This window comes from Falsiroseomonas algicola (assembly GCF_011040385.1).
Classification (GTDB): Bacteria; Pseudomonadota; Alphaproteobacteria; order Acetobacterales; family Acetobacteraceae; genus Falsiroseomonas; species Falsiroseomonas algicola.
In genome coordinates this window covers 267,634-290,049 of the sequence record NZ_JAAIKB010000004.1, presented here as the reverse complement: position 1 = coordinate 290,049, position 22,416 = coordinate 267,634, and the positions used below count along the sequence as shown (strand labels likewise).

Sequence of the window (22,416 nt, the reverse complement as noted above, 5' to 3'; positions counted from 1 at the left end):
CGCCCGCGTCCTGTCGGGGAACAACCGGGGCTACTCGTCCCGCGGCTTCCCGCGGTCCTTCTTGATCTCGCCGCGTCGGCTCTTGCCCTCCAGCCGGCGGGTCTTGGAGGCGAGCGTCGGCCGGGTGGCGCGGCGCGGCGGGGGCGGGGGCTCCGCCGCCTTGGCCAGCAGCTCGTCCAGCCGCTCCCGCGCCTCCGTCCGGTTCCGGTCCTGGGTGCGGTGGCGCTGCGCCTGGATCACCAGCACGCCCTCTCCGGTGATGCGCCGGCCGGCCAGGGTTCGCAGGCGCCGCGCCATCCCCTCCGGCAGTTCCATCCGATTGAGGTCGAGGCGCAGCTCGACCGCCGTCTCCACCTTGTTGACGTTCTGCCCGCCGGGGCCGGAGGCACGGAGGAACCGCTCCTCCAGCGCGTCGTCGGGAATGGGGGGGATGCGGGCCATGGCGGGCCGCTTATAGCCCGCGCGGGGCCTGCCCGGGGAAGGCCCCCGGTGCCGCCGGGCCGATTGCAACCGGAACGATAGTAAACCTACGGTTCATGGCTGACTCTTCTCCACACGCTCTGGTAACATTCCGCCTGGCGGCTCCCGTCAGGATGCCGGCCCAACCGCGGGATGGAGCACCCCCATGACCTCTGCGCTGCTGACCGGGACCGCCAGGGGCGACCGGATCGTGGTCGACCAGCGGCGCGGCCGCTCGCCCGTGGAGGTGCTGGGCCTCGGCGGCGACGACACCATCATCGGCGGGCGGGAGAATGACACGCTCGATGGCGGTGGCGGCGATGACTGGCTGATGGGCGTGCAGGGGCGGGACAGCCTGGTTGGCGGCAGCGGGCATGACAGCCTCTTCGGCGGCGGCGGCGACGATGTGCTGGCGGGCGGCCGGGGGAACGACCTGCTGGTCGGCGGCAGCGGCACCGATACCGCCCGCTACCTCGGCAATGCCGCGGATTACGAGGTCATCGACCTCGGCGGCGGCGCCTTCATCGTCAGGGGTATCGGCGGCGCCGGCCTCGCGGAGGGCACCGACTTGCTGCTGGATGTGGAGAAGCTGGCCTTCGCCGACGGCACCGTGGTGGCCGGCACGCCGGCGGCGCCCGTCATCACCGGCCTCGGCACCGATACCGGCGTGGCCGGGGATGGCATCACGGCGGATGCAACGCCGATGGTCACCGGCACCGCCGCCGCGGGCGTGCGGGTGGAGGTGTTCCGCGACGGCGTCAGCATCGGCAGGACGCGCGCCGATGAGGATGGCAATTGGCGCCTGGAGGACAGGCGCGGCGGCGGCCCCGGCGATGGGGAGTACAGCTATTCCGCCATCGCCATCGGCAAATCGGGCCAGGAAAGCGCCCCCTCCGCCGACTACGCCGTCACGGTGGACACCACGGCGCCAGGCCAGGCCAGCATCGGGCTCGCCAATTCCTCCGATACCGGCGCGCTCGGCGATGGGGCCACGGGCTTCGCCTTCGTCACGCTGACGGGCACGGCGGAGGCCGGCGCCGTCATCCTGTTCGGCGACAAGGCGGTGAATGTCGGCGCCGATGGCCGCTTCACCCTGGCCGACATCGCGCTCGATGCCGGGTTGAACAGCTTCGCCTTCACCATCACGGATGCGGCCGGCAACAGCACGGCCCAGACCATCGAGGTGGTGCGGGACGCGACCCCGATCGTGGACCCCGTGCTGTCCTGGAACTTCGCGACGCTGGAAGCCATCAAGGCGGCCGGCTCCATCACCGGCGTCGCCACCCGCGTGCTCGGCATGGAAAGTGCCGCGGTGCTGGACACGCTGGCCGCCATCGAGGGCACTCGCACCCTGATGGTGAACCTCGATGCGCCGGAGGGCATTTCCAGCTACGCCGCCGTCGTCTCTGCCGCGCATCGCGTGCTCAGCACGCTCTACCCCGACCAGGCCGCGACCTTCGATGCGAAGCTGGCCGCGGACCTGGCGCATGTGCCGCACGGCCCGGCCAAGGACCAGGCGCTGGAATTCGGCCGCACCGTTGCCGATGCGGTGATGGCGATCCGCGCCGTCGATGGCGCGGACAATGAGTTCATCGAGCCCGGCAATACCGGGATCGGGCAGTGGCGCGCCCTGCCGCCCAATATCGGCGGCCTCAACCCGCAATGGGGGGATGTCACGCCCTGGGCGCTGGAACGCGGCGACCAGTTCCGCCCGGATGGCCCGCCGGACCTGACCAGCGCGGAATACGCCGCCGCCTTCAACGAGGTGAAGGAGCTCGGCGCCATCAATTCCGCCACCCGCACGGCCGACCAGACGGAGATCGCGCGCTACTGGCGTGACCAGTCCGGCAGCTACACCCCCGCCGGCCGCTGGGCGCAGATCGCCGGGGAGGTGCTGGAGGATGGCGGCTATTCCACCTCCACCAATGCCTGGACGCTGGCGGTGCTGAACTTCGTCCAGGCCGATGGCGCCATCGCCGCCTGGGACGCGAAATACACCTTCAACGCCTGGCGCCCCATCACCGCGATCCGGGAGGCGGACCAGGACGGCAACCCGCTGACGGAGGCCGACCCGGCCTGGACGCCGCTGCTGGGTACGCCGAACCACCCGGACTACCTCTCCGGCCACGCCACCTGCTCCGCCGCCTCCGCCTATGCGCTGACGATGATGCTGGGGGAGATCGCCTTCTCCAACGAGAGCGTCGGCCTGCCGGGCGTGACGCGCAGCTTCGACAACTTCATCGATGCCGCGCTGGAAGCCGGCAAGAGCCGGATCTATGCCGGCATCCACTTCGAATACGCCAATGTCGATGGCATCGAGACCGGCCGGAAAGTCGCGGAATTCGGCGTGGCGCGCCTGAGCGCGGAGGCCGATACCTTCGCCCCCGTGGTGCTGCTCGGCGCCCAGTCGGGGATGCAGGCGGCTGGCGCGCCGGTGCTGCAGGGCATGGCCTTCGACAACCGGGACGGGCTCGATGTCGTCATGGCGAGCCTGGATGGCGGTGGCGCCCGCGCCGTCGCCCTCGACGCCAAGGGCCGTTTCACGCTGGACCTGGAGGCGCTGTTCGGCCCGCTCTCCGCGGGCACGCACAGCCTGCGCGTGACGGCGGAGGACGCGGCGGGGAACGACGCGGCGCCGGTCGTCGTCGCCTTCAGCTACCTTGATGGATACACGCTGATCGCCTGAGGCCCCGGGAAAGGGGGCCGCCGGGCGCCCGCGCGCCGCGCCGTCTCCCCCCGTAGCGGTCAGGAGGCGGCGGTGCCCGCGGCCGGCAGGGCGGTGCGCGGGTCCAGCGGCGCCGCAATCGGCGTCGTGCCTGGCTGGGGCTGGAAGGTGCCCTGCCGCTCCGCCGGCACCGGCGCGCGGGCCAGCAGGCGCCAGGCGGCGAAGCCGAGGCCCAGCAGGCCGACCGCGGCCGCGAAGAGGAACAGCCCGCGCCCCCCCAGCGCCACCATGGCCGCCGAGGCGAGGAGGGGTCCCGCCGTCGCGCCCGCGGAATAGGCCAGCACCAGGCCGCCGCTGGCCGCCACGCGGTCGCCCCGCGACAGATGATCGTTCGTGTGGGCCACGCAGAGCGGATAGAGCGCAAGGGCGACGCCGCCGAAGGCCGCCGCCGCGCCCAGCAGCGGCAGGCCGCCGCGCTCCGCCATGAAGGCGACGAGAAGCGCCGCCGCCGTCAGCAGCGCCAGCGTCGCCACGATCACGCGCCGGCGGTCGAAGGCGTCGGACAGCCGGCCGAGCGGCCATTGCAGCAGCACGCCACCCGCGATCAGCACCGCCATGAACAGGGCCGCGCCCCCGGCCTCGAAGCCCGCGGCATCGCGAGCGAAGACGGGGCCGAGCGCGTAGACCGAGCCCAGCACGAGCCCGCTCGCGATCGTGCCGGCGATGCCGAGCGGCGAGGCCGCCCAGAGCCGGCGCGCGGGGAAGGAGATGACCTCGGGCAGGGCCGGGGAGGGCATGCGGGTCAGCGCGACCGGCAGCACCGCGAAGGAGATCAGCACGGAGACCAGCAGGAAGACGCGCATCGCGTCGCCGCCCCCGTCCAGCGCCAGGGCCGCTTGGCCCGAGGCCTGCCCGAGATAGACGCAGATCATGTAGGAGGCGAGGATGCGCCCGCGCGAAGCCGGGCCCGCATGGTCGTTCAGCCAGCTCTCGACGCAGATGAAGATGCCGGCCATGCAGAAGCCCTCGGCCAGCCGCAGCGGCACCCAGGCGTAGGGCGGCGGAAGCAGCGGGTAGAGCAGCGTCACGGCCGAGACCACCGAGGCGAAGGCCGTGAAGGCGCGGATATGCCCGACCCGCAGCACGACCCGGTAGGCGAGCAGCGAGCCGAGGGTGAGCCCGGCGAAATAGGCCGACATCACCAGGCCGATGACGGGCCGGGGCAGCGCCGCGGCCTCCATCCCCAGGCTGACCGCGGTGCCAAGCGGGCCGCTGCCCGCCATGGCCATGAAGACGGCGGCCAGCAGCGCGGCGACGGGGCGGAGCGCGGCGCCGCCCGCGCCTGCCGCGCGCGTCACCGGCGCGTCCGCTCGGCCGCCTGCAGGAAGGCCAGGTGCCGTTCGTAGCGGGCGAGCACGTCGGCGATCAGCGCCTCGCGGTCCAGGCCCATCACATCCTGGTCCAGGCCGCCCTCGCGCAGGAAGATCTCGGCGCGCCAGCTTCGCTCCTCGTCGTCCCCCGGGCCGCCGGCGAAGGAGAAGCTGGGCGCGGCATGGCTGCGCAGCCGGATGCCGTAGCGGAACTCCTCCGCCGCGCCCGGGCTGGCGATGAGGCGGATGCGCTCCTCCTCCCGCAGCAGTTCCGCCTCCACGCCGCGGGCGCGCAGCTCCCGCGCCACCGCGTCCAGCGCGGGGGCGGCGGTATCCCGCAGGAAGTGCAGCACCTCCTCGCGCGAGGGGTTGTGCAGGATGGTGTGCAGACGGCGCTGCCAGGCACCCGGCACCGGGCCGGCGGCGGGGGCGGCAGCCAGCCGGATGGTCTCGCGCAGCGCCTCCAGCCGCAGCGCGCTGTGCAGCCCCCAGCACATGGCGAGCATGACGACCGTGAAGGGCAGCGCGCTGGCGATGGTGGCGGTCTGCAGGCTCTGCAGCCCGCCAGCGAAAAGCAGCACGGCCGCCACCACGCCCACGGTCACCGCCCAGAAGATGCGCCGCCAGGCCGGCGCGCGGTCGGAGCCGCCGGCGGTGATGGTATCGATGACCAGCGCGGCGCTGTCGGCGGATGTGATGAAGAAGGTCACCACCAGCAGCGTCGCGAGCGCCGAGGTGAGGGTGGAGAGGGGGAACTGCTCCAGGAAGGCGAAGATCGCCAGCGGCAGGTTGGCGGCAACGGTATCCGTCACCACCCGCGTCGCACCCGACAGATGCATCGCGATCGCGGTGTTGCCGAAGACGGTGAGCCAGACGAAGGCGAAGGCCGTCGGCACCAGCAGCACGCCGAGCACGAATTCGCGGATGGTCCGCCCGCGGGAGATGCGGGCGATGAACATGCCGACGAAGGGCGACCAGGAGATCCACCAGGCCCAGTAGAACAGCGTCCAGGCAGCCAGCCAGGCATTCGGTTCATAGGCGTAGAGGTTGAAGCTGCGGGCGACGAATTCGTTGAGGTAGCCGCCCGTGTTCTGCACCAGCGCCTGCAGCAGGAAGACCGTCGGCCCCACCGCCGCGACGAAGATGACGAGGACCGCGGCGAGGATGACGTTCAGCTGGCTCAATCGGCGGATGCCGGCATCGAGGCCGAGCGCGACGGAGATGGCGGCCATGGCGGTGATCGCGGCGATCAGCCCGACCTGCATCGGCAGCGACTCCGGCAGGCCGGTGAGGTAGGCGAGGCCCGCATTGATCTGCAGCACGCCGAGGCCGAGGGAGGTGGCGACGCCGAAGACCGTGCCGAGCACGGCGAAGATGTCGATGGCATGGCCGATCGGCCCGTGGATGGCGTCACCCAGCAGCGGGTGGAAGGCGGAGCGCACCGTCAGCGGCAGGCCGCGCCGGAAGGCGAAATAGGCCAGCGACATGCCGACGACGGCGTAGATGGCCCAGGCATGGAGGCCCCAGTGGAAGAAGGTGCTCCGCATCGCGGCGCGCGCCGCCTCCACCGTCGCGGCCTCGCCGACCGGGGGCGTGGTGAAGTGCATGACGGGCTCCGCCACGCCGAAGAAGACGAGGCCGATGCCCATGCCGGCGCTGAACAGCATGGCGAACCAGGAGCCGTAGCTGTAGTCGGGCTCCGCGTGGTTCGGGCCGAGCTTGACGTCGCCATGCCGGCTCACCGCGAGGTAGAGGACGAAGCCCACGAAGACCGCGACGGAGAGCAGGTAGAACCAGCCCAGCCGGTCCATGACCCAGGCCTGGAGCGTGGTGAAGATGTCGCCGACCGCCGCAGGGGCGGTGGCGCCGGCGGTGACGATCAGCGCGACCAGGCTGGCGGAGACCAGGAAGACGGGGCCCAGAGCGGCGACCGGGGTTTGGCGGGAGGAGGGTGGGCGCTGGTCGGAAATCTCGGCCTCCTGTGGCGCGGCCTGTCGCACCTGTTCAAGTTGCAGGCCCCCAACGCCGCTCCCCCGGCCGGGTTCGACCAGCGTGCCGCCAAGGGGCGTCGAGCCGCGACCCCTCCGGCGGGCCATGGCGGACGAGGCAATGCCGGTGGTGAGAACAGCCGGAGACACCGCGGAAAAAGCCGGCGCCACGTCCCGCCAGGCCGGGTGACCAGCGGAACACCACGACGACACCCATCGACCAGGTGGCTGTGTTGTCGAGGACGATGCCCTCGCGCTACTGTGTCAGCGTCACGCCGCTTTCCCGCACCAGTGCGGCCCAGCGGCCGACCTCCGCCTGGTGGAAGCGGGCGAAGTCGGGGACGGTCATCGTCTCCACCCGGAAGCCCGCCGCCTCCAGCCGCCCGCGCACCGTTGGGTCCGCCAGGGCGCTGACGGTCGCGGCGTTCACGGCCTCCAGCACCGGCAGGGGCGTGTTGAGGGGCGCGAACAGCCCGAACCAGCTGTCGCCGCTGAGATAGTCATAGCCCTGTTCCCGCAGGGTCGGCACCGCGGGCAGGTCGGGGAAGCGGGCATCGCCACCCACCCCCAGCACCCGGATGCGGCCATCGGCGGCGAGGGCCGAGACGCTGGCCCAGGTCGCCATCATGAAGTCCACCACCCCCGCCACCAGGTCCATCGCCGCCGGTGCGGCACCGCGATAGGGCACATGCGTCGCGTTCATGCCGCTGCGCCGCGCGAAGGTCTCGCTCATGAGGTGGGAAGCCGAGCCGGCGGAGGAGGAGGCATAGGAGAGCCCCCGCGCCGATTGCCGCCCCAGCGCCACGAGGTCCGCCACGCTGCGGGCCGGGGAGGAAGCCGGCACCACCAGCGCATGCGGCGCCTTCGCCACCAGCGTGACGGCGGCGAAGCCGGCGGGGTCATAGGGCAGGCCCGGGATCAGCGCGCCATTGGTGCCGTGGGTCTGGTTGTTGCCGAGCACGAGGGTCAGGCCATCGGGGGGCGCGCGGAACACGGCTTCCGTCCCGATCACGCCGCCGCCGCCACCGCGATTGTCCACCACCACCTGCTGCGCCCAGCCTTCCTGCCACTTGGCGGCGATGGCGCGGGCCAGCACATCCGTCGTGCCGCCGGGCGGGAAGGGCACCACCAGGCGCACGGGCCGCTGGGGCCAGGTGCCCTGCGCGCGGGCCGCCGGGACAGCCAGGCCGAATGGCAGGGCAAGCAGGGCGCGGCGGGAGGGCATGCCTTCGGGGCCTTTCAACTGTTCCGTGGCAGTGTTGCCGCGCCCGGCCGATTGCGGCAGAGGGAATCTCACCGATCAGGGCAGCCCGTCTCACAAGATGCCGCACCACGTCTTCCTGCATGTGCCGAAGACCGCCGGCTCCTCGCTCCGCACCGTGCTGTCCCGGCAATATGGCGCGCGGCATGTGCTCTATTTCGACCTCGGCAGCGGCGACCCCCGCCCGATGCCGGAGGTCGCGAAGGCCGTGCGGGCGGGGATGGCGGGGCGGGAGATCCGCCTGGTGACGGGGCACCAGTTCCTCGGCCTGCACCAGGCGCTGCGGGAGCCCTGCCACTACTTCACCCTGCTGCGGGATCCGGTCGAGCGGGCGCTGTCCGAATACTTCTACGCCTTCACCTACCCCCACCACGCCCAGCGCGACGCCATCCTGAGCGGCGCGCTGTCGCCGCTGGACTACCTGACGGCGCAGGGAAGGGGCGATACCCAGGCCCGCCAGATCGCGGGCCGCACGACGCGCCCGGTGCTGGAAGCCGCGCTGGCCAATCTGGACGGTGCGGTGCTGGTGGCGGGGATCGCGGAGGCATTCGACCGGTCCCTGCTGCTCATGGCGCGGCGGCTCGGCTGGGCGCCGCCGCTCTACATTGCGCGCAACGTCACGCGCCTGTCGCCGGACCAGGCCGCGCTGCGCGACCGCGCACGGGCGGAGGCCGCCCTGCATCGCGACCTCTTCGCCACCGACATCGCGCTGCACGCGGCCGCGCGGGCGCGGTTCGAGGCGGATGTGGCGGCGGAGGGCCCGGCCTTCGAAGCCGCCTTCGCCGCCTTCTCCCGCTGCCAGCAGGCGCTGGCGGAGGGGGCGGGGGACAAGGTCTTCGACCGCTACGAATTCCATGCCGATGACGAATTGCCGCCCTTCGCCGCCGCCATCCGCGCCAGCGCCGACTATGCGGAGGTGGCGGACTTCCTGGCCTCGCCGCCCGTAAAGCGGCGCGCGCCGCGCAACGTCATGGGCCGGCTGGACCGGGTGGAGGATGGCGTGCTGCATGGCTGGGCGCTGGACCTGCTGGCGCCGGCGCCCGTCACCGTCGTGCTGATGGCCGGGGCCACGCCGCTCGCCGCCACCCGCGCCCAGCTGATGCGGCCGGACCTGGCAGCGGCGGGCCTGGCCGACGGGCACTGCGCCTTCCGCCTGCGGGTGCCGGCCGAGGCGGCGCAGCGCCCGGACCTCCGCCTGGTGGTGGAGGGGACGAACATCGCCCTGCCCGATCCGGAGAGATTCCTGGGATGACCAACGCCCTGCTGGGTCTGGATGAGGCCACCTGGCTCGGCGGCATCGCCGCCGCGCCGCGTGCGATCGGGGCGGCTGGCCTGACGCCCGGCCCCTTCGCCGCCTGCCTCGCGCGGGGCACCACGCTGGTGGTGGCGGATGCGGACAGCGCCGGCGGCCTGGCCGGGCTGCGGGATCTGGCAGCGCTGGCGCGCGCCATGGGCGTGACGCTGGCGGTCAGGCCCGGGGAAGGCGGGCTGCCCCGCGCCGTGTCGCTGGCCGCCGCGCTTGATGCCGCCGTCGCCGCCGAGGGTCCGCTGCCGCCGCTGCCCGCGGTGCCGAAGGACAGCCCGACGCGGATCGTCTCCATCAGGGTCCAGCGCCTCGCCCTGCCGCTGAAGCACCTCTATGTCAGCTCCATGTACTGCACGCCGAAGCAGGACCGGACGCTGGTGGCGATCCGCCTGGCCGATGGCACGGAGGGCTGGGGGGAGACCAACGGCACGCCGGATTGCGCGGCGCGGGTGGTGGCGATCGCCAAGGGCTGGATCGGGCGGGATGCGCTGCGGGACCGCGCGGCGCTGCGGCGCAGCTTCGCCCGGATCAGCTTCGACAACCGGCATGGCCGCAACGGGCTGGCGGCCTATGCGGGCCTCGACCTCGCGGCCTGGGACGCTTCCGCGAAGCATCTCGGCGTGACGCTGGCCGCACTGCTCGGGCAATCCGCGCCGCTGCGCCCGGTCGAGGTCGCCTGCCCGCTGCCCGCCGCCGTGCCCGGCCGGGCGATGGAGCGCGCCGAGATCACGGCGCACATGGCCGATGTCTCGCTGGCGCCGCGCGTGGCGGAATTGGCGGCGGGGATCGCGGCGGATCACGGCATCCGCGCCTTCAAGTACAAATCCGCCGCCACCGGCATCGACTGGGACATCGCCGCGCTGACGGCCCTGCGGAACACCCTGCCGCCCGGCACCCGCCTCCGCTGCGACCCCAACGGCGCCTATAGCCCGGAGGAGGCGCGGCGCCTGGTCGCCGGCACCGCCGCGCTGGACCTGGAGTTCCATGAGGACCCGACCGACGCGCTGGAGGGTTTCGCGCGGTTGCGGGAAGCGGGGGCGGGGCGGCTTGCCTCCAACATGTGCCTGATCGAGCCGCCGGACCTCGTCGCCGCCCATCGCCTGGGGCTGACGGACCTGGTCGTGCTGGGGGACATCTTCTACTGGGGCGGCATCGCCGGGCTGCGGGACGCCTCCGCCGTGGCCGCCCGGCTTGGCCTGACGCCGTCCCTGCATTCCTTCTACGAGACGGCGGTCGCGACGGCCGCCAACTGGCAGATGGCGCAGGCGCTCGGCCTCGACGCCCATCACCCCATGGATTGCGGCGTCACGTCCCTGGCCGAGGACATCGTCGCCCCCGGACTTCTGACCGTGAGGGACGGCCGATTGACCGGGCCGGAGGGGCCGGGCATCGGCCTGGCGCCGGACCCCGCGCGGATCGCGGCGCTGGCCCTCGCCGATCCGGTGGTGATCCCGACCCCGTAAGGGGCTATAGCGCCCCGCATGAGTGACACCACGGCCCTCGAGGCGGTCGCGCGCGAAGCCGCGCGCCGCCGCACCTTCGCGATCATCGCCCACCCCGACGCCGGCAAGACCACGCTGACGGAGAAGCTGCTGCTGAAGGGCGGCGCCATCCAGCTGGCCGGCGCCGTGCGCGCCAAGGGCAATGCGCGCCGCACGCGGTCGGACTGGATGAAGATCGAGCAGGACCGCGGCATCTCGGTGGCGACCTCCGTCATGACCTTCGAGCGGGGCGGCGTCATCTTCAACCTGCTCGACACGCCGGGCCACGAAGACTTCAGCGAGGACACCTACCGGACCCTGACGGCGGTCGATGCCGCCGTGATGGTCCTCGACGCCGCCAAGGGCATCGAGAGCCAGACCCGCAAGCTGTTCGAGGTCTGCCGCCTGCGCGACATCCCGATCGTCACCTTCGTCAACAAGATGGACCGGGAGGCGCGGGACCCCTTCGAGCTGATCGACGAGATCGAGCAGACCCTCGCCTTGGATGCCGCCCCCGTCGCCTGGCCGATCGGCCGCGCCAGCACCTTCTGGGGCACCTACGACATCCTGGCGAAGCGCCTGATGCCGGTGGATGCGACGGAGGAGGAGGGCATCGCCGTCTCCGGCGCCGACGACCCGCGCATCGCCGAACTGGTGGGCGAGGAACGCGCCAACCAGCTGGCGGAGGACATCCTGCTGGCCGAGGCGGGGCTGAAGCCCTTCGACCTCGAGGCCTTCCGCCAGGGCACGCTGACGCCGGTCTATTTCGGCTCCGCGCTGCGGGATTTCGGCGTGGGCCACCTGCTGGACGGCATGTCCCGCTACGCGCCGCCGCCCGGCGCCCGCGCCGCCGATGCGCGGCCGGTGGAGCCGGAGGAAGGCAAGCTGACCGGCTTCGTCTTCAAGGTGCAGGCCAACATGGACCCGAACCACCGGGACCGGGTCGCCTTCGTGCGGCTGTGCAGCGGGCGGCTCACCAAGGGCATGCGGCTCCGCCAGGTCCGCACCGGCAAGCAGGTGCCGGTCAACGCGCCGCTCTTCTTCTTCGCGAAGGAACGGCAGGTGGCGGAGGAAGCCTGGCCGGGCGACGTCGTCGGCATCGCCAACCACGGCACGCTCCGCATCGGCGACACGCTGACGGAGGGCGAGGACATCAACTTCCGCGGTGTGCCGAGCTTCGCGCCGGAAATCCTGCGCCACGTCCGGCTCGATGACCCGATGCTGGCCAAGAAGCTGCGCACCGCCCTCGATCAGCTGGCGGAGGAAGGGGTGGTGCAGATCTTCCGCCCCCTCGACGGCTCCGCCCCCATCGTCGGCGTGGTGGGGGAGCTGCAGCTGGACGTGCTGCAGAGCCGCCTCAAGGTCGAATACACCGTCCCCGCGGGCTTCGACGCCACGCGCTGGTCCACCATGCGGTGGATCTCCTCGCCGAGCGGCGACCGCGCGGCGATCGAGCGCTGGGCGACGCGCAACCGCGGCGACACGGCGGCGGACCATGATGGCGAATACGTCGCCCTGTTCGGATCGGACTGGCGCCGCAAGCGGGCGGAGGAGGAGTATCCGGAACTCCGCTTCGACGCGGTGCGGGAACAGTCGGGGTTGGTCGCGATGGTGCGGTGAGCGCGGGGGAACGCCGTTCCCCCGCACCCCCATGCCAGGGGCCTCGGGCCCCTGGACCGCGAGGCTTCGGGGCTGGCCTCAGAGGCGCTCGAACAGGCCCGGATAGCTCAGCACCAACCCGTCCTCATCGACGGTGATGTCACGAACGAAATCGCTGTCGCGGGATTCGTAGCGCCACAGACGCTCCTCCAGCCGCGTGTAGCGCTGCGCGTCGCGGCTGACGGCCATCGACGGCAGGTCCACATAGGCCGTGTCGATGTCGACGGATTTGCCCACCGCTGTGCGCAGCCGGCGGATCGGCAGCGTGTTGGTGAAGGGCGTGGCGCTGAGGTCCACATCCTGCACACCGGCGAGGTCCGGGAGGTCGTTCCCCTCCGCATCCGTCCAGCCGCCCTTGCCATCGGCCAGCAGCACCAGCACCGCGGGGTTGCCCAGCACCGCGACGGAAAGCCGGCGCGTGCGCCAGCGGCTGTCCATCAGCAGGCGGAAACGCGCGGCGAAGGGCGCCTCGCCACCCGCGACGATCATCCCCTCCGCGCTGATCTGGCCCGGGCTGCGATCCAGCACGAGGTGCTGCACGCCCTCGCCGGCGGCTTCCCGCCAGCGGTAGTGCTTTGCCATGAGTGTCATCCTGTGCCGGGGAAGGCGCGGTCACACGCCGAGATAGGCTTCCCTTACGGCGGGATCATGCAGCAGCGCCAGCCCCGTTCCCGCATGGGCGATGCGCCCTGTCTCGATGACATAACCGCGATCGGCAATGGACAGCGCGGCCGCGGCATTCTGCTCCACCAGCAGCACCGTGACGCCCTGCGCCTTCAGCGCCACCACGGCGGCCAGGATCTGGTCGACCAGCAGCGGCGCCAGGCCCATGGAGGGCTCGTCCAGCAGCAGCAGGCGCGGTTGCGACATCAGCGCGCGGCCGATCGCCAGCATCTGCTGCTGCCCGCCCGAGAGCCCCGCGGCCTGGAGGTGGCGCTTCTGCTTCAGGATGTCGAACATGCCATAGACGCGGTCGAGCCCGGCCTCGGTCTCCGCACGGCCACGGCGGAAGGCGCCGAGGCGGAGATTGTCCTCCACGGTCAGGGGGCCGAAGACCTGGCGGCCCTCCGGCGATTGCGCGATGCCGGCGGCGACGCGGGCATGGGCCGACCAGGCGGTGATGTCGTCCCCATGGAACTTGATGCGGCCGGACTTCACGGGCTGCACGCCCGACAGGCAGCGCAGCAGCGTCGTCTTGCCCGCGCCATTGCCGCCGACCAGCGCGGTGATCTCGCCGGTCTCGACGCGGAGCGTGATGCCCTTCAACGCCAGGATGCGGCCATAGGCGGAATGGAGGTCGGCCACGTCAAGCAAGCGCGGCTTCCTTCGCGCCATGCAGGCCGAGATAGGCGGCGATGACGTCGGGGTTGTTGCGCACCTCCGCCGGCGTGCCGGCGGCGAGCAGCCTTCCCTGGTTCAGCACCACCACCTGGCGGCTGATGCGCATGACCATCTTCATGTCGTGCTCGATCAGCACCACGGCGACGCCGCGCGCGGCGATGGCGGCGATGAGGTGGTCGATCTCCGCCGTCTCCACCGGGTTGCAGCCGGCCGCGGGCTCGTCCAGCAGCAGCACGCGCGGTTCGGTCGCCAGCGCGCGCGCGATCTCGAGCCGCTTCAGCGCGCCATAAGGCAGCGATCCCGCGGGGCGGTCGGCATGCTCGGCCAGGCCGACCTCCGCCAGCAGCGCCAGCGCCGCGTCACGGGAGGCGCGGTTGGCGCGGCGGGCCGCGGGCAGGCGCAGCAAATCGGCCAGCAGGGAGGAGGCTTCGCGCAGATGCCGCCCGGCCATGACGTTCTCGGCCGCCGTCATGCGGAAGAAGATTTGCAGGTTCTGGAAGGTGCGGGAGAGGCCGAGCGCGGCCAGGCGGTGCGGCGGCGCCTGCGTCACCTCCTGCCCCGCCAGCACCACGCGGCCGGCATCGGCGCGGTAGAGGCCGGAGACGATGTTGAACAGCGTGGTCTTGCCCGCGCCGTTCGGGCCGATGATGGCCAGCACCTCGCCCGCCCGCGCCTCGAACCCCACGCCATCCAGCGCGCGCAGCCCGCCGAAGCCGATGCCGATGTTTTCGGCGGATAGCAGGACGTTGCTCATGCCGACCGCCGCCGCAGCAGGGAGGCGAGGCCGGGGACGATGCCCACCCGGAGAAAGATCATGAACAGCATGATGAGCAGGCCGAGCACCGCGTGTTCATAGTCATGGAAGACGGTCAGCGCCTGCGGCAGCAGGACCAGCAAAGCGGCGCCGACGACGGCGCCGGGGACGGAGGCGAGGCCACCGATGACGACCATCGTCACGTATTCGACGGACTGGAGAAAACCCGCGGCATCGGGGGTGACGAAGCCGTTCATCATGGCCATCAGCCCGCCCGCCACCGCGCCATAGACGGCGGCGATGACGAAGGCGCGCAGCTTGTGGCGGGCGACGTCGATGCCGATGGTGCGCGCCGCGACCTCGCTGTCATGCAGCGCGGCGAGGGCGCGGCCGGAGGGGCTGTGCTGGAGGTTGAGTGCCAGCCAGACGCCGATGAGCAGCGCGGCGCCATTGATCCAGTACCAGGCCTCGCCGCCGCGCGGGCGCCAGCCGAAGATCTCGGGACGGGGGATGCGGATGCCATCGGGGCCGCCGGTCACCGCGATCTCGCTGACGAGCACCATGGCGACGAGGATGCCGAAGCCGAGCGTGGCGACCGCGAGATAATGGCCCTTGAGGCGGAGGATCGGCCGGCCGACCAGGAAGGCGATGAGGCCGGCGAGGGCGGCGCCAAGCGGCAGGCAGGCCAGCACGGGCAGGCCGAGATATTTGGGGCCGAGTGCCATGGCATAGGCGCCGATGCCGACGAAGCCGGCATGGCCGAGGCTGACCTGCCCCGCCTGGCCCATCAGCACCTGCAACCCCACCGCGCCCAGCGCCGTGACCCAGACCAGGGCCGCCACGCGGAAGTAGTAGCCGGAGGGGAAGAACCAGGGGATGACGGCGATGACCGCCGCGAGGATCAGCAGCGTGGCCCAGCGAGCGTTCATCACACGCGCTCCACGCCGCGATGGCCGAAGAGGCCCTGGGGCATGGCGAAGAGGACCGCGAGGATCACCAGGAAGGCGACGGCATCCTTGTAGGCGGAGGAGACGTAGCCGGCGCCGAGTGCCTCCAGCAGCCCCAGCAGCAGGCCCCCGACCACGGCGCCGAGCGGGCTGCCCATGCCGCCCAGCATGGCGGCGGCGAAGCCCTTCAGCGCCAGCAGCGTGCCGACATCGAAGGAGGTGAGGGTGATGGGGGTGATGAGGATGCCCGCGAAGGCGCCGATGGCGGCCGAAAGGCCGAAGGAGAGGGCGAGCACGCAGCTTGTATCGACGCCGACGAGCCGCGCCGCCAGGCGGTTGGCGGCGGTCGCCAGCACCGCCTTGCCCATCAGCGTGCGCTCCAGGAACAGGAAGAGCCCCGCGAAGACCAGCAGCGCGCCGCCGAGCACCCAGAAGCTCTGCGGCAGGATGGCGGCGCCCAGCACCATGATCGGGTCATTGCCGGAGAAGCCGGGGAGCTGATGGAAGCGCTTGTCGAAGACGATCTGCGCGACGCCGCGCAGGAAGATGCTGGCGCCGATGGTGATGATGATGAGCGTGACGGCGGAGGCGCCGCGCGCGGGCTCGATCGCCAGGCGATGCAGCGCGAGTCCGACCAGCACCGCGACCGCGATGGCCAGCAGCGCCGCGAGCGGCAAGGCGAGGCCCGCGGCGGCGGCGAAGACCGTGACCATGCCGCCCAGCATAACGAATTCGCCCTGCGCGAAGTTCACGACATCGGAGGCGTTGTGGATCAGCGTGAAGCCCAGCGCCACCAGCGCATAGACCGCGCCGACGGTGAGGCCGGAGACGAGGAATTGCAGCAGTTCGGGCATCGTCTCCGGTGCTCCCACAAGGCGGCATGCGATACTTCTCGCATGCCGAGGCCGCGAATGCGGCCCGCCGCCTATGCGGCGAAGCCAAGCGCGCGGAGCGCGCGCCCGGCGTCTGAGGGCATGATCAGTTCCCCAACAGCACCCAGTCGCCGTTGCGGATCTCGACCATGCGGAAGGCGGAGAGGTCGAGGCCCATATGGTCGGTGGCGCTCATGTTGACGATGCCGCCGGTGCCGACGAAGCCGCGGGTGGCGCGGATGGCGTCGCGCAGGCGTGTGCCATCCGTGCTGTTGGCGCGGCGCATCGCCTCCACCAGGATCATGAGGCCGTCATAGGCATGGCCGCCGAAGGTGGAGACGGGCTGGTTGAACTCACGCTCGAAGGCCGCCTTGTAGTCCAGCACCACCTGGCGCTGCGGATCGTTGGCGGGCAGCTGTTCGGCGATGAGCAGGGCCGCGGCAGGCAGGCGCACGCCCTCGGCCGCCGCCGGCGTCGCCAGGTTGATGAACTCCCGGCTGGCGACGCCGTGGGACTGATACAGAGGCAGGCGGATGCCGAGCTGGTGGTAGCCGCGCGTCACGATGGCGGGGCCCTGGCCGAAGCCGGGATTCACCACGGCCTCGATGCCGGTGGCGTTGCGCAGCCGCGTGAGCTGCGGCGTCATGTCGCTGTCGCGCGGGCCGTAGCTTTCCTCCGCCACGATGGTGATGCCGGCGGCACCCGCCACGCGCACGCATTGCCCGCGCATGGACTGCCCGAAGCCGTCGGTGCCGGAGATCATGCCGACCCGCGTCAGGCCGCGCGCGCGAATATCGGCGAAGATCTTCTCGCAGGCCATGCGGTCGGTGTGGGGGGTCTTGAAGGTGAAGGGCTGGACGGGGTCGATGATCTCGATGCCGCCGGCCAGCGAGATGAAGGGGATGCGCGCATCCTCGAAGACCGGGCGCATGGCGAGCGTCGTGCCGGTGGTGGTGCCGCCGACCATGGCGACGACGCGGTCATCCTCCACCAGGCGGGTGGCGAAGGTGCGGGCACGGTTGGCGTCGCCGGCATCGTCATAGACGATGAGCTGCAAGGGCCGGCCATTCACGCCGCCGGCCTGGTTGATGCGGTTGACGTAGAGGCGGAGCGTCTTGTCCTCGGGATCGCCGAGGAAGCTGGCGGGGCCGGTGACGGAGAGCACGGCGCCGATGCGGATCGGCTCCGGCGCGCGCTGCGCCATGACGGGGGTGGCGAGGAGCAGGGCGCCGGCGGCGATCACGCCCCGGCGCAGCAGCGTTCCCAGTGACATGCGGACACTCCCTTGGATGTTGTTGTTCGTTGGTCAGGCAGCGGCTGGCCGGCGCACCATCGCGATGTGGAAGCGGTTGGCGACGAAGGCGGCGTCGGTGAGGCAGGAGGTCCCGGCGGGGTTGGCGCCGGAGACGTGGTAGTCGCTGAAGGCGGCGGATTGGTTGACGAAGACGCCGCCGGTCAGGTTTTCCGAGAGCGCGACGCCGGCCTTGGCGAAGGCGCCCTCCGCGCGGGCGAGGAAGGCGTCGTCGGTGCTGTGCACCAGCGCGGTGATGGCGCCGCGGGCCTTGGTGGAGGTGGCGGCCAGGCGCAGCGCGGTGTCGGCATCGGGGCAGCGGATGAGGAAGGCGATGGGGCCGAAGCGTTCCTCGCCCCAGGCTTCCTCGGCATCGGCCAGCACTTCCACGAGCAGGGGCGTGGCGGTACGGGCCTCGCCGGGCAGCGGCGCGCTGTCGCGCAGCACGCGGCCGAGGCGCCGTGCGGCGGCGATGCGCGCCAGCGTCGCGGGATTCTGGATGGCGCCGAGCACGCCGGCGGCGCGGGCGGGGTCGGAGAGCAGGTCGTCCAGCGCGGCGACGATGGCGGCGCCGACCTCGTCGAAGGATTTTGGGCCTTCATCGGTCGTCATGCCGGTGGAGCTGAGAAAAATGTTCTGGGGCGCGGTGCACATCTGGCCGCTGTAGAGGGCGAGCGAGAAGGCGAGGTTGCGGCAGAGGCCGGCGAAATCGGCGGTGGAATGCAGCACCACGGGGTTGATGCCGGCTTCCTCCGTGTGCAGGGGCTTGCGGCCGGCGAGCAGGCTGCGGAGGCGGGCGCCGAAGGCGGGGCCGCCGGTGAAGTCGACGATGCCGATGGCGGGATGCGTCGCGAGCTGCTCGGCGATCGGCGCTTCCGGCGTGTCGGGAGCGAGCTGCACGATGTCGGCGGGAAAACCCGCTTCGGCCAGCACGGCGCGGGCGGTGCGGACCGTCAGCGCGAGGGGCAGGATGGCGGCGGGGTGCGGCTTGACGATGACGGCATTGCCGGTGGCGAGGCTCGCGAAGATCCCAGGATAGCCGTTCCAGGTCGGGAAGGTGGCGCAGCCGATGACGAGCCCGATGCCGCGCGGTACGGCGGCGAAGCGCTTGTCCATGCGCAGCACGTCACGCCCGGCGGGCTTGTGCCAGGCGGCGGTGGTGGGGACGCGGGACAGTTCCTCCATGGCATAGGCCACGGCTTCCAGGCCGCGATCCTGCGCATGCGGGCCGCCGGCCTGGAAGGCCATGACGAAGGCCTGGCCGGTGGTGTGCATCACCGCATTCGCCATCAGGAAGCTGTCGCGGTTCAGCCGGTGCAGGATTTCCAGCAGCACGCCGGCGCGGGTGGCGGGATCGGCCGCCGCCCAGGCGGGCGAGGCGGACTCGGCGCGCGCGACCAGTGTGGCGGGCGCGGCGGCGGGATAGGTGATGCCGAGGGCGGGGCCGAAGGGCGAGCGTTCATCGCCGACCAGCGTCTCGCCTGCCTCGAAGGGCTTTCCGAGCAGCGCGGCGAAGGCGGCTTCCGCATCGGCCTTGGCGCTCTCGCCATAGATCTTGCCCGACGGGGCCTCCGGATAGGCGGAGAAATGCGCGCGGCTCCGCGCGGCGGCGATCGCCTGGTCCAGCAGGGCCTGATGACGCGCCGCGAACTCCACCATGACGCTGGAGCCTCCCCGTTTGACTTGGTCGTTGCGGCGAGAATAAGCTGAACGCGCGTTCAGTCAATAGGGAGGTGATGATAGGCATAAAAGCCTATTTCCGACCCTCCCGTCAAGCAAGAAATGGGGAGGGCTGCATGTCCGAGACGGCGCCGGTGCTGCTGGTGGAGCAGCGGGACGGGGTGCGCGTGCTGACGCTCAATCGCCCGCAGCGACTCAACGCCTTCGATGCCGCGCTGCAGGCGGCGCTGCGGCAGGCGTTGGCGGAGGCGGGCGCCGATCCCGCCTGCCGCGTCGTGCTGCTGGCGGGCGCCGGGCGCGGCTTCTGCGCGGGGCAGGATCTGGCGGAGCCGGGGCTGACGGACCCCGACGTCGATCTCGGCGCGGTGCTGGATCGCGGCTGGAACGCGCTGGTGACGGCGCTGCGCGGGCTGCCGAAGCCGGTGGTCTGCGCGGTGCAGGGCGTGGCGGCGGGCGCGGGCGCCTCCATCGCGCTGGCCTGCGACATCACGCTGGCGGCGGAGGATGCGAAGTTCTCCCAGGCTTTCATCCGTATCGGCCTGATCCCGGACAGCGGCGCGACCTGGATGCTGCCGCGCCTCGTCGGCCCCGCGCGGGCGCGGGCGCTGGCGATGCTGGGCGACACGATCAGCGGGGCGGAGGCCGCGTCGATGGGCCTCATCCATCGCGCGGTGCCGGCATCCTCGCTGATGGCGGAAGCGGAATCGGTCTGCGCGAAGCTCGCGCGCCTGCCGGCCGAGGCACTGGCCGCGACCAAGCGCGTGCTGGATGCGGCGGAGGGCAATACGCTCGAACAGCAGCTGGCGCTGGAGGCCGAGGTGCAGCGCGGCCTCGGCCGCAGCGCGGATTACGCGGAGGGCGTGGCCGCCTTCCAGCAGAAGCGCCCCGCCCGCTTCCAGGGTGCGCCGGAATGACGCCGCAGCAGATCGCGGAGGCCTGCGCCCGCGCCATGTGGGCCGACGACCAGGCCTCGGCCGGGCTCGGCATGGCGATCACGCGCATCGCCCCCGGGGAGGCCACGTTGACCATGCGCATCGAGCCCCGCATGGTGAACGGGCACGGCATCGCGCATGGCGGCTTCATCTTCGCCCTGGCCGACAGTGCCTTCGCCTTCGCCTGCAACAGCTTCAACCGCCGCGCCGTCGCGCAGTCCAACACCATCACCTATCTGCGCCCCGCGACGCTGGATGATGTGCTGACGGCCCATGCCGTGCAGGTGCAGGCGGCCGGGCGGAGCGGCATCACCGATGTCACGGTGACGGACCAGCAGGGCCGCGCCATCGCCGTCTTCCGCGGCCTCTCCCGCATCATTGATGGCCACCTCGTGGAGGAGACGAATCATGGCGCATGACGATCTGCTCGATGACGGCGAGCGCCTGTCGATCGAGGCGCTGCGCGCGCTGCAGCTGGAACGGCTGCAGGCGACGCTGCGCCTCGCCTATGACAAGGTCCCGCATTACCGCCGCGCCTTCGACAGCGCGGGCGTGACGCCGGATGACCTGCACAGGCTGGAGGATCTGCGACGCTTTCCCTTCACCACCAAGGCCGATCTTCGGGACAACTACCCCTTCGGCATGTTCGCCGTGCCGCGGGAGAAGCTGGCGCGCATCCACGCTTCCTCCGGCACCACGGGCAAGCCGACCGTCGTCGGCTATACCGCGGACGACGTCGCCATGTGGGCCCAGGTGATGGCGCGATCCATCCGCGCCAGCGGCGGGCGGCCCGGCATGATGGTGCATATCGCCTATGGCTACGGGTTGTTCACCGGGGGCCTCGGCGCGCATTACGGGGCGGAGGCGCTGGGCTGCGCCGTGGTGCCCATGTCCGGCGGCATGACGGAACGCCAGGTCCAGCTCATCGAGGATTTCCGGCCGGACATCATCATGGTCACGCCCTCCTACATGCTGGCGCTGCTCGACGAGTTCCGGCGGCAGGGGAAGGATCCGCGCGGGACGTCGCTGAAGATCGGCATCTTCGGCGCGGAGCCCTGGACGGAAGCGATGCGCGCGCAGATCGAGGAAGCCTTCGGCATCCAGGCCGTCGACATCTACGGCCTGTCGGAAGTCATCGGCCCCGGCGTCGCCAATGAATGCGTGGAGACGAAGGACGGGCCCCATATCTGGGAGGACCACTTCTACCCCGAGGTCGTCGATCCCGAGACCGGCGAGCCGGTGCCGGAAGGGGAGCCGGGCGAGCTGGTCTTCACCAGCCTGACCAAGCAGGCCATGCCCATCATCCGCTACCGCACGCGGGACCTGACGCGCCTGATGCCCGGCACGGCACGCCCGGCCTTCCGCCGCATGCAGAAGATCACCGGCCGCAGCGACGACATGATCATCCTGCGCGGCGTGAACCTGTTTCCCTCCCAGGTGGAGGAACAGATCCTCCGCGTGCCGGACCTGGCACCCCACTACCAGCTGATCCTGACGCGCGACGGCCCCATGGACGCCATGACCATCGCGGTGGAGGCCGAGCCCGGCGCCACGCCCGATGAACGAGACCAGGCCGCGCGGACGCTGGCGCACTACGTCAAGGCGATCATCGGCGTGACCGCCGCGATCGAGGTGCGCGACGCCGGCGCTATCGAGCGCAGCCTCGGCAAGGCGAAGCGCGTGCTGGACCGGAGGCCCCGCTGAGATGGCGCGCCCCAGGGCCGCGGACCATGAGGAGAAGCGACAGGCGATCCTGAAGCAGGCGGCGGAGCTCTTCGCCACCCATGGCTACGATCGCGCCTCGCTCGCGATGCTCGCCAAGGCCTGCGACGTGTCCAAGACCCTCGTCTATCACTACTGGACGGACAAGGCCGCGCTGCTGTTCGACGTGCTGGCGCAGCATCTGCAGCAGCTGGTGGAGATCGCGCGCGGCGCGGTCGGCACCACGCCGCGGGCGCGGCTGGAGACGCTGGCCTTCCTGCTGCTCGATGCCTATCGCGACGCGGATGCGGTGCATCGCGTGCAGATCACCTGCCTGACGCTGCTGGCGCCCGCGCAGCAGGAGGCGCTGCGGTCCCTGGAACGCGCCCTGGTGGCGGAGGCGGCGGCCATCATCGCGGACCTCCATCCGACGCTGGCGGAGGACCGCCGGCTGCTGAAGCCGCTGACCATGAGCTTCTTCGCCATGCTGAACTGGCACCACCTCTGGCACCGCGACCGCGGGCCGCTGAGCCGGGAGGACTATGCCCGCATGGTGGCGGCGCTGATCGCCGAGGGCGGCGGCCCGGCCGCGCGCATCCTGGGGCCGGCCCTTGATTCGGCTTGATTTTAGGAATATTATCCTTTAAGCCGTTTATGCCACTTATGCACCTTTAGTCGCATTCCGCGCGGGGCATCGGGTGGCGGAGGC

At 71.6% G+C, this 22,416-nt stretch carries 19 protein-coding genes; 8 read left to right on the top strand and 11 right to left on the bottom strand.

Going from position 1 to position 22,416, the window contains the following annotated elements:
* Positions 1-30: 30 nt before the first annotated feature.
* Positions 31-441: an alternative ribosome rescue aminoacyl-tRNA hydrolase ArfB gene (gene arfB, locus G3576_RS12720; protein ID WP_164694770.1), complete on the bottom strand. Its 411-nt coding sequence runs from the start codon at positions 439-441 to the stop codon at positions 31-33.
* Between the two features lie 184 nt (positions 442-625).
* On the opposite strand from arfB, the gene G3576_RS12715 reads away from it, so the two are divergent.
* Positions 626-3,145 (top strand): Ig-like domain-containing protein, encoded by a 2,520-nt coding sequence (locus tag G3576_RS12715; RefSeq protein ID WP_164694769.1) that lies wholly within the window; start codon positions 626-628, stop codon positions 3,143-3,145.
* Positions 3,146-3,204: 59 nt separating this feature from the next.
* Here G3576_RS12715 and G3576_RS12710 read toward each other — a convergent pair whose 3' ends face one another.
* The 3 genes from G3576_RS12710 to G3576_RS12700 form a co-directional block, all read right to left on the bottom strand.
* A complete protein-coding gene (locus G3576_RS12710) occupies positions 3,205-4,482 on the bottom strand; it encodes an MFS transporter (protein WP_328729036.1) in 1,278 nt (425 codons plus the stop codon).
* Positions 4,479-6,494, bottom strand: coding sequence for a BCCT family transporter (locus G3576_RS12705; RefSeq protein ID WP_328729033.1), 2,016 nt, complete (start codon positions 6,492-6,494; stop codon positions 4,479-4,481). The genes G3576_RS12710 and G3576_RS12705 overlap by 4 nt, the downstream gene beginning before the upstream one ends.
* A gap of 244 nt (positions 6,495-6,738) precedes the next feature.
* On the bottom strand, positions 6,739-7,707 hold the full coding sequence (locus G3576_RS12700) for a Bug family tripartite tricarboxylate transporter substrate binding protein (protein ID WP_164694767.1): 969 nt from the start codon (positions 7,705-7,707) through the stop codon (positions 6,739-6,741).
* Positions 7,708-7,804: 97 nt separating this feature from the next.
* Between G3576_RS12700 and G3576_RS12695 the strand changes: the two genes are divergently transcribed.
* Genes G3576_RS12695 through G3576_RS12685 form a run of 3 tightly spaced genes read left to right on the top strand, consistent with a single transcriptional unit; the run spans position 7,805 to position 12,150 of the window.
* On the top strand, positions 7,805-8,995 hold the full coding sequence (locus tag G3576_RS12695) for a sulfotransferase family protein (RefSeq protein WP_164694766.1): 1,191 nt from the start codon (positions 7,805-7,807) through the stop codon (positions 8,993-8,995).
* Positions 8,992-10,512 (top strand): mandelate racemase/muconate lactonizing enzyme family protein, encoded by a 1,521-nt coding sequence (locus tag G3576_RS12690; RefSeq protein ID WP_164694765.1) that lies wholly within the window; start codon positions 8,992-8,994, stop codon positions 10,510-10,512. Before G3576_RS12695 ends, G3576_RS12690 begins: the two co-directional genes overlap by 4 nt.
* Before the next feature lie 18 nt (positions 10,513-10,530).
* On the top strand, positions 10,531-12,150 hold the full coding sequence (locus G3576_RS12685; RefSeq protein WP_164694764.1) for a peptide chain release factor 3: 1,620 nt from the start codon (positions 10,531-10,533) through the stop codon (positions 12,148-12,150).
* Between the two features lie 78 nt (positions 12,151-12,228).
* On the opposite strand, the gene G3576_RS12680 is transcribed toward G3576_RS12685, so the two are convergent.
* From G3576_RS12680 to paaN, 7 genes are all read right to left on the bottom strand, one after another.
* Entirely contained in the window at positions 12,229-12,771 is a 543-nt protein-coding gene (locus G3576_RS12680) for a putative glycolipid-binding domain-containing protein (protein ID WP_164694763.1), read from the bottom strand.
* A 30-nt stretch (positions 12,772-12,801) separates the two neighbouring features.
* A complete protein-coding gene (locus tag G3576_RS12675; protein ID WP_456237345.1) occupies positions 12,802-13,494 on the bottom strand; it encodes an ABC transporter ATP-binding protein in 693 nt (230 codons plus the stop codon).
* A gap of 1 nt (position 13,495) precedes the next feature.
* Complete coding sequence (locus G3576_RS12670; RefSeq protein WP_164694761.1) at positions 13,496-14,284, bottom strand: ABC transporter ATP-binding protein; 789 nt, start codon at positions 14,282-14,284, stop codon at positions 13,496-13,498.
* Positions 14,281-15,213, bottom strand: a complete 933-nt coding sequence (locus tag G3576_RS12665; RefSeq protein ID WP_164694760.1) for a branched-chain amino acid ABC transporter permease — start codon at positions 15,211-15,213, stop codon at positions 14,281-14,283. The genes G3576_RS12670 and G3576_RS12665 overlap by 4 nt, the downstream gene beginning before the upstream one ends.
* A complete protein-coding gene (locus G3576_RS12660; protein ID WP_164694759.1) occupies positions 15,213-16,085 on the bottom strand; it encodes a branched-chain amino acid ABC transporter permease in 873 nt (290 codons plus the stop codon). The genes G3576_RS12665 and G3576_RS12660 overlap by 1 nt, the downstream gene beginning before the upstream one ends.
* 124 nt (positions 16,086-16,209) lie before the next feature.
* Entirely contained in the window at positions 16,210-17,376 is a 1,167-nt protein-coding gene (locus tag G3576_RS12655; RefSeq protein ID WP_164694758.1) for an ABC transporter substrate-binding protein, read from the bottom strand.
* A 33-nt stretch (positions 17,377-17,409) separates the two neighbouring features.
* Positions 17,410-19,053: a phenylacetic acid degradation protein PaaN gene (gene paaN, locus G3576_RS12650; protein ID WP_164694757.1), complete on the bottom strand. Its 1,644-nt coding sequence runs from the start codon at positions 19,051-19,053 to the stop codon at positions 17,410-17,412.
* 137 nt (positions 19,054-19,190) lie between these two features.
* On the opposite strand from paaN, the gene G3576_RS12645 reads away from it, so the two are divergent.
* Genes G3576_RS12645 through G3576_RS12630 form a run of 4 tightly spaced genes read left to right on the top strand, consistent with a single transcriptional unit; the run spans position 19,191 to position 22,332 of the window.
* Positions 19,191-19,988, top strand: coding sequence for an enoyl-CoA hydratase-related protein (locus G3576_RS12645; protein WP_164694756.1), 798 nt, complete (start codon positions 19,191-19,193; stop codon positions 19,986-19,988).
* Positions 19,985-20,425: a hydroxyphenylacetyl-CoA thioesterase PaaI gene (gene paaI / locus G3576_RS12640; protein ID WP_164694755.1), complete on the top strand. Its 441-nt coding sequence runs from the start codon at positions 19,985-19,987 to the stop codon at positions 20,423-20,425. Before G3576_RS12645 ends, paaI begins: the two co-directional genes overlap by 4 nt.
* Entirely contained in the window at positions 20,415-21,710 is a 1,296-nt protein-coding gene (gene paaK, locus G3576_RS12635) for a phenylacetate--CoA ligase PaaK (protein ID WP_164694754.1), read from the top strand. The genes paaI and paaK overlap by 11 nt, the downstream gene beginning before the upstream one ends.
* A gap of 1 nt (position 21,711) precedes the next feature.
* Positions 21,712-22,332 (top strand): TetR/AcrR family transcriptional regulator, encoded by a 621-nt coding sequence (locus G3576_RS12630; RefSeq protein ID WP_164694753.1) that lies wholly within the window; start codon positions 21,712-21,714, stop codon positions 22,330-22,332.
* Positions 22,333-22,416: the final 84 nt, after the last annotated feature.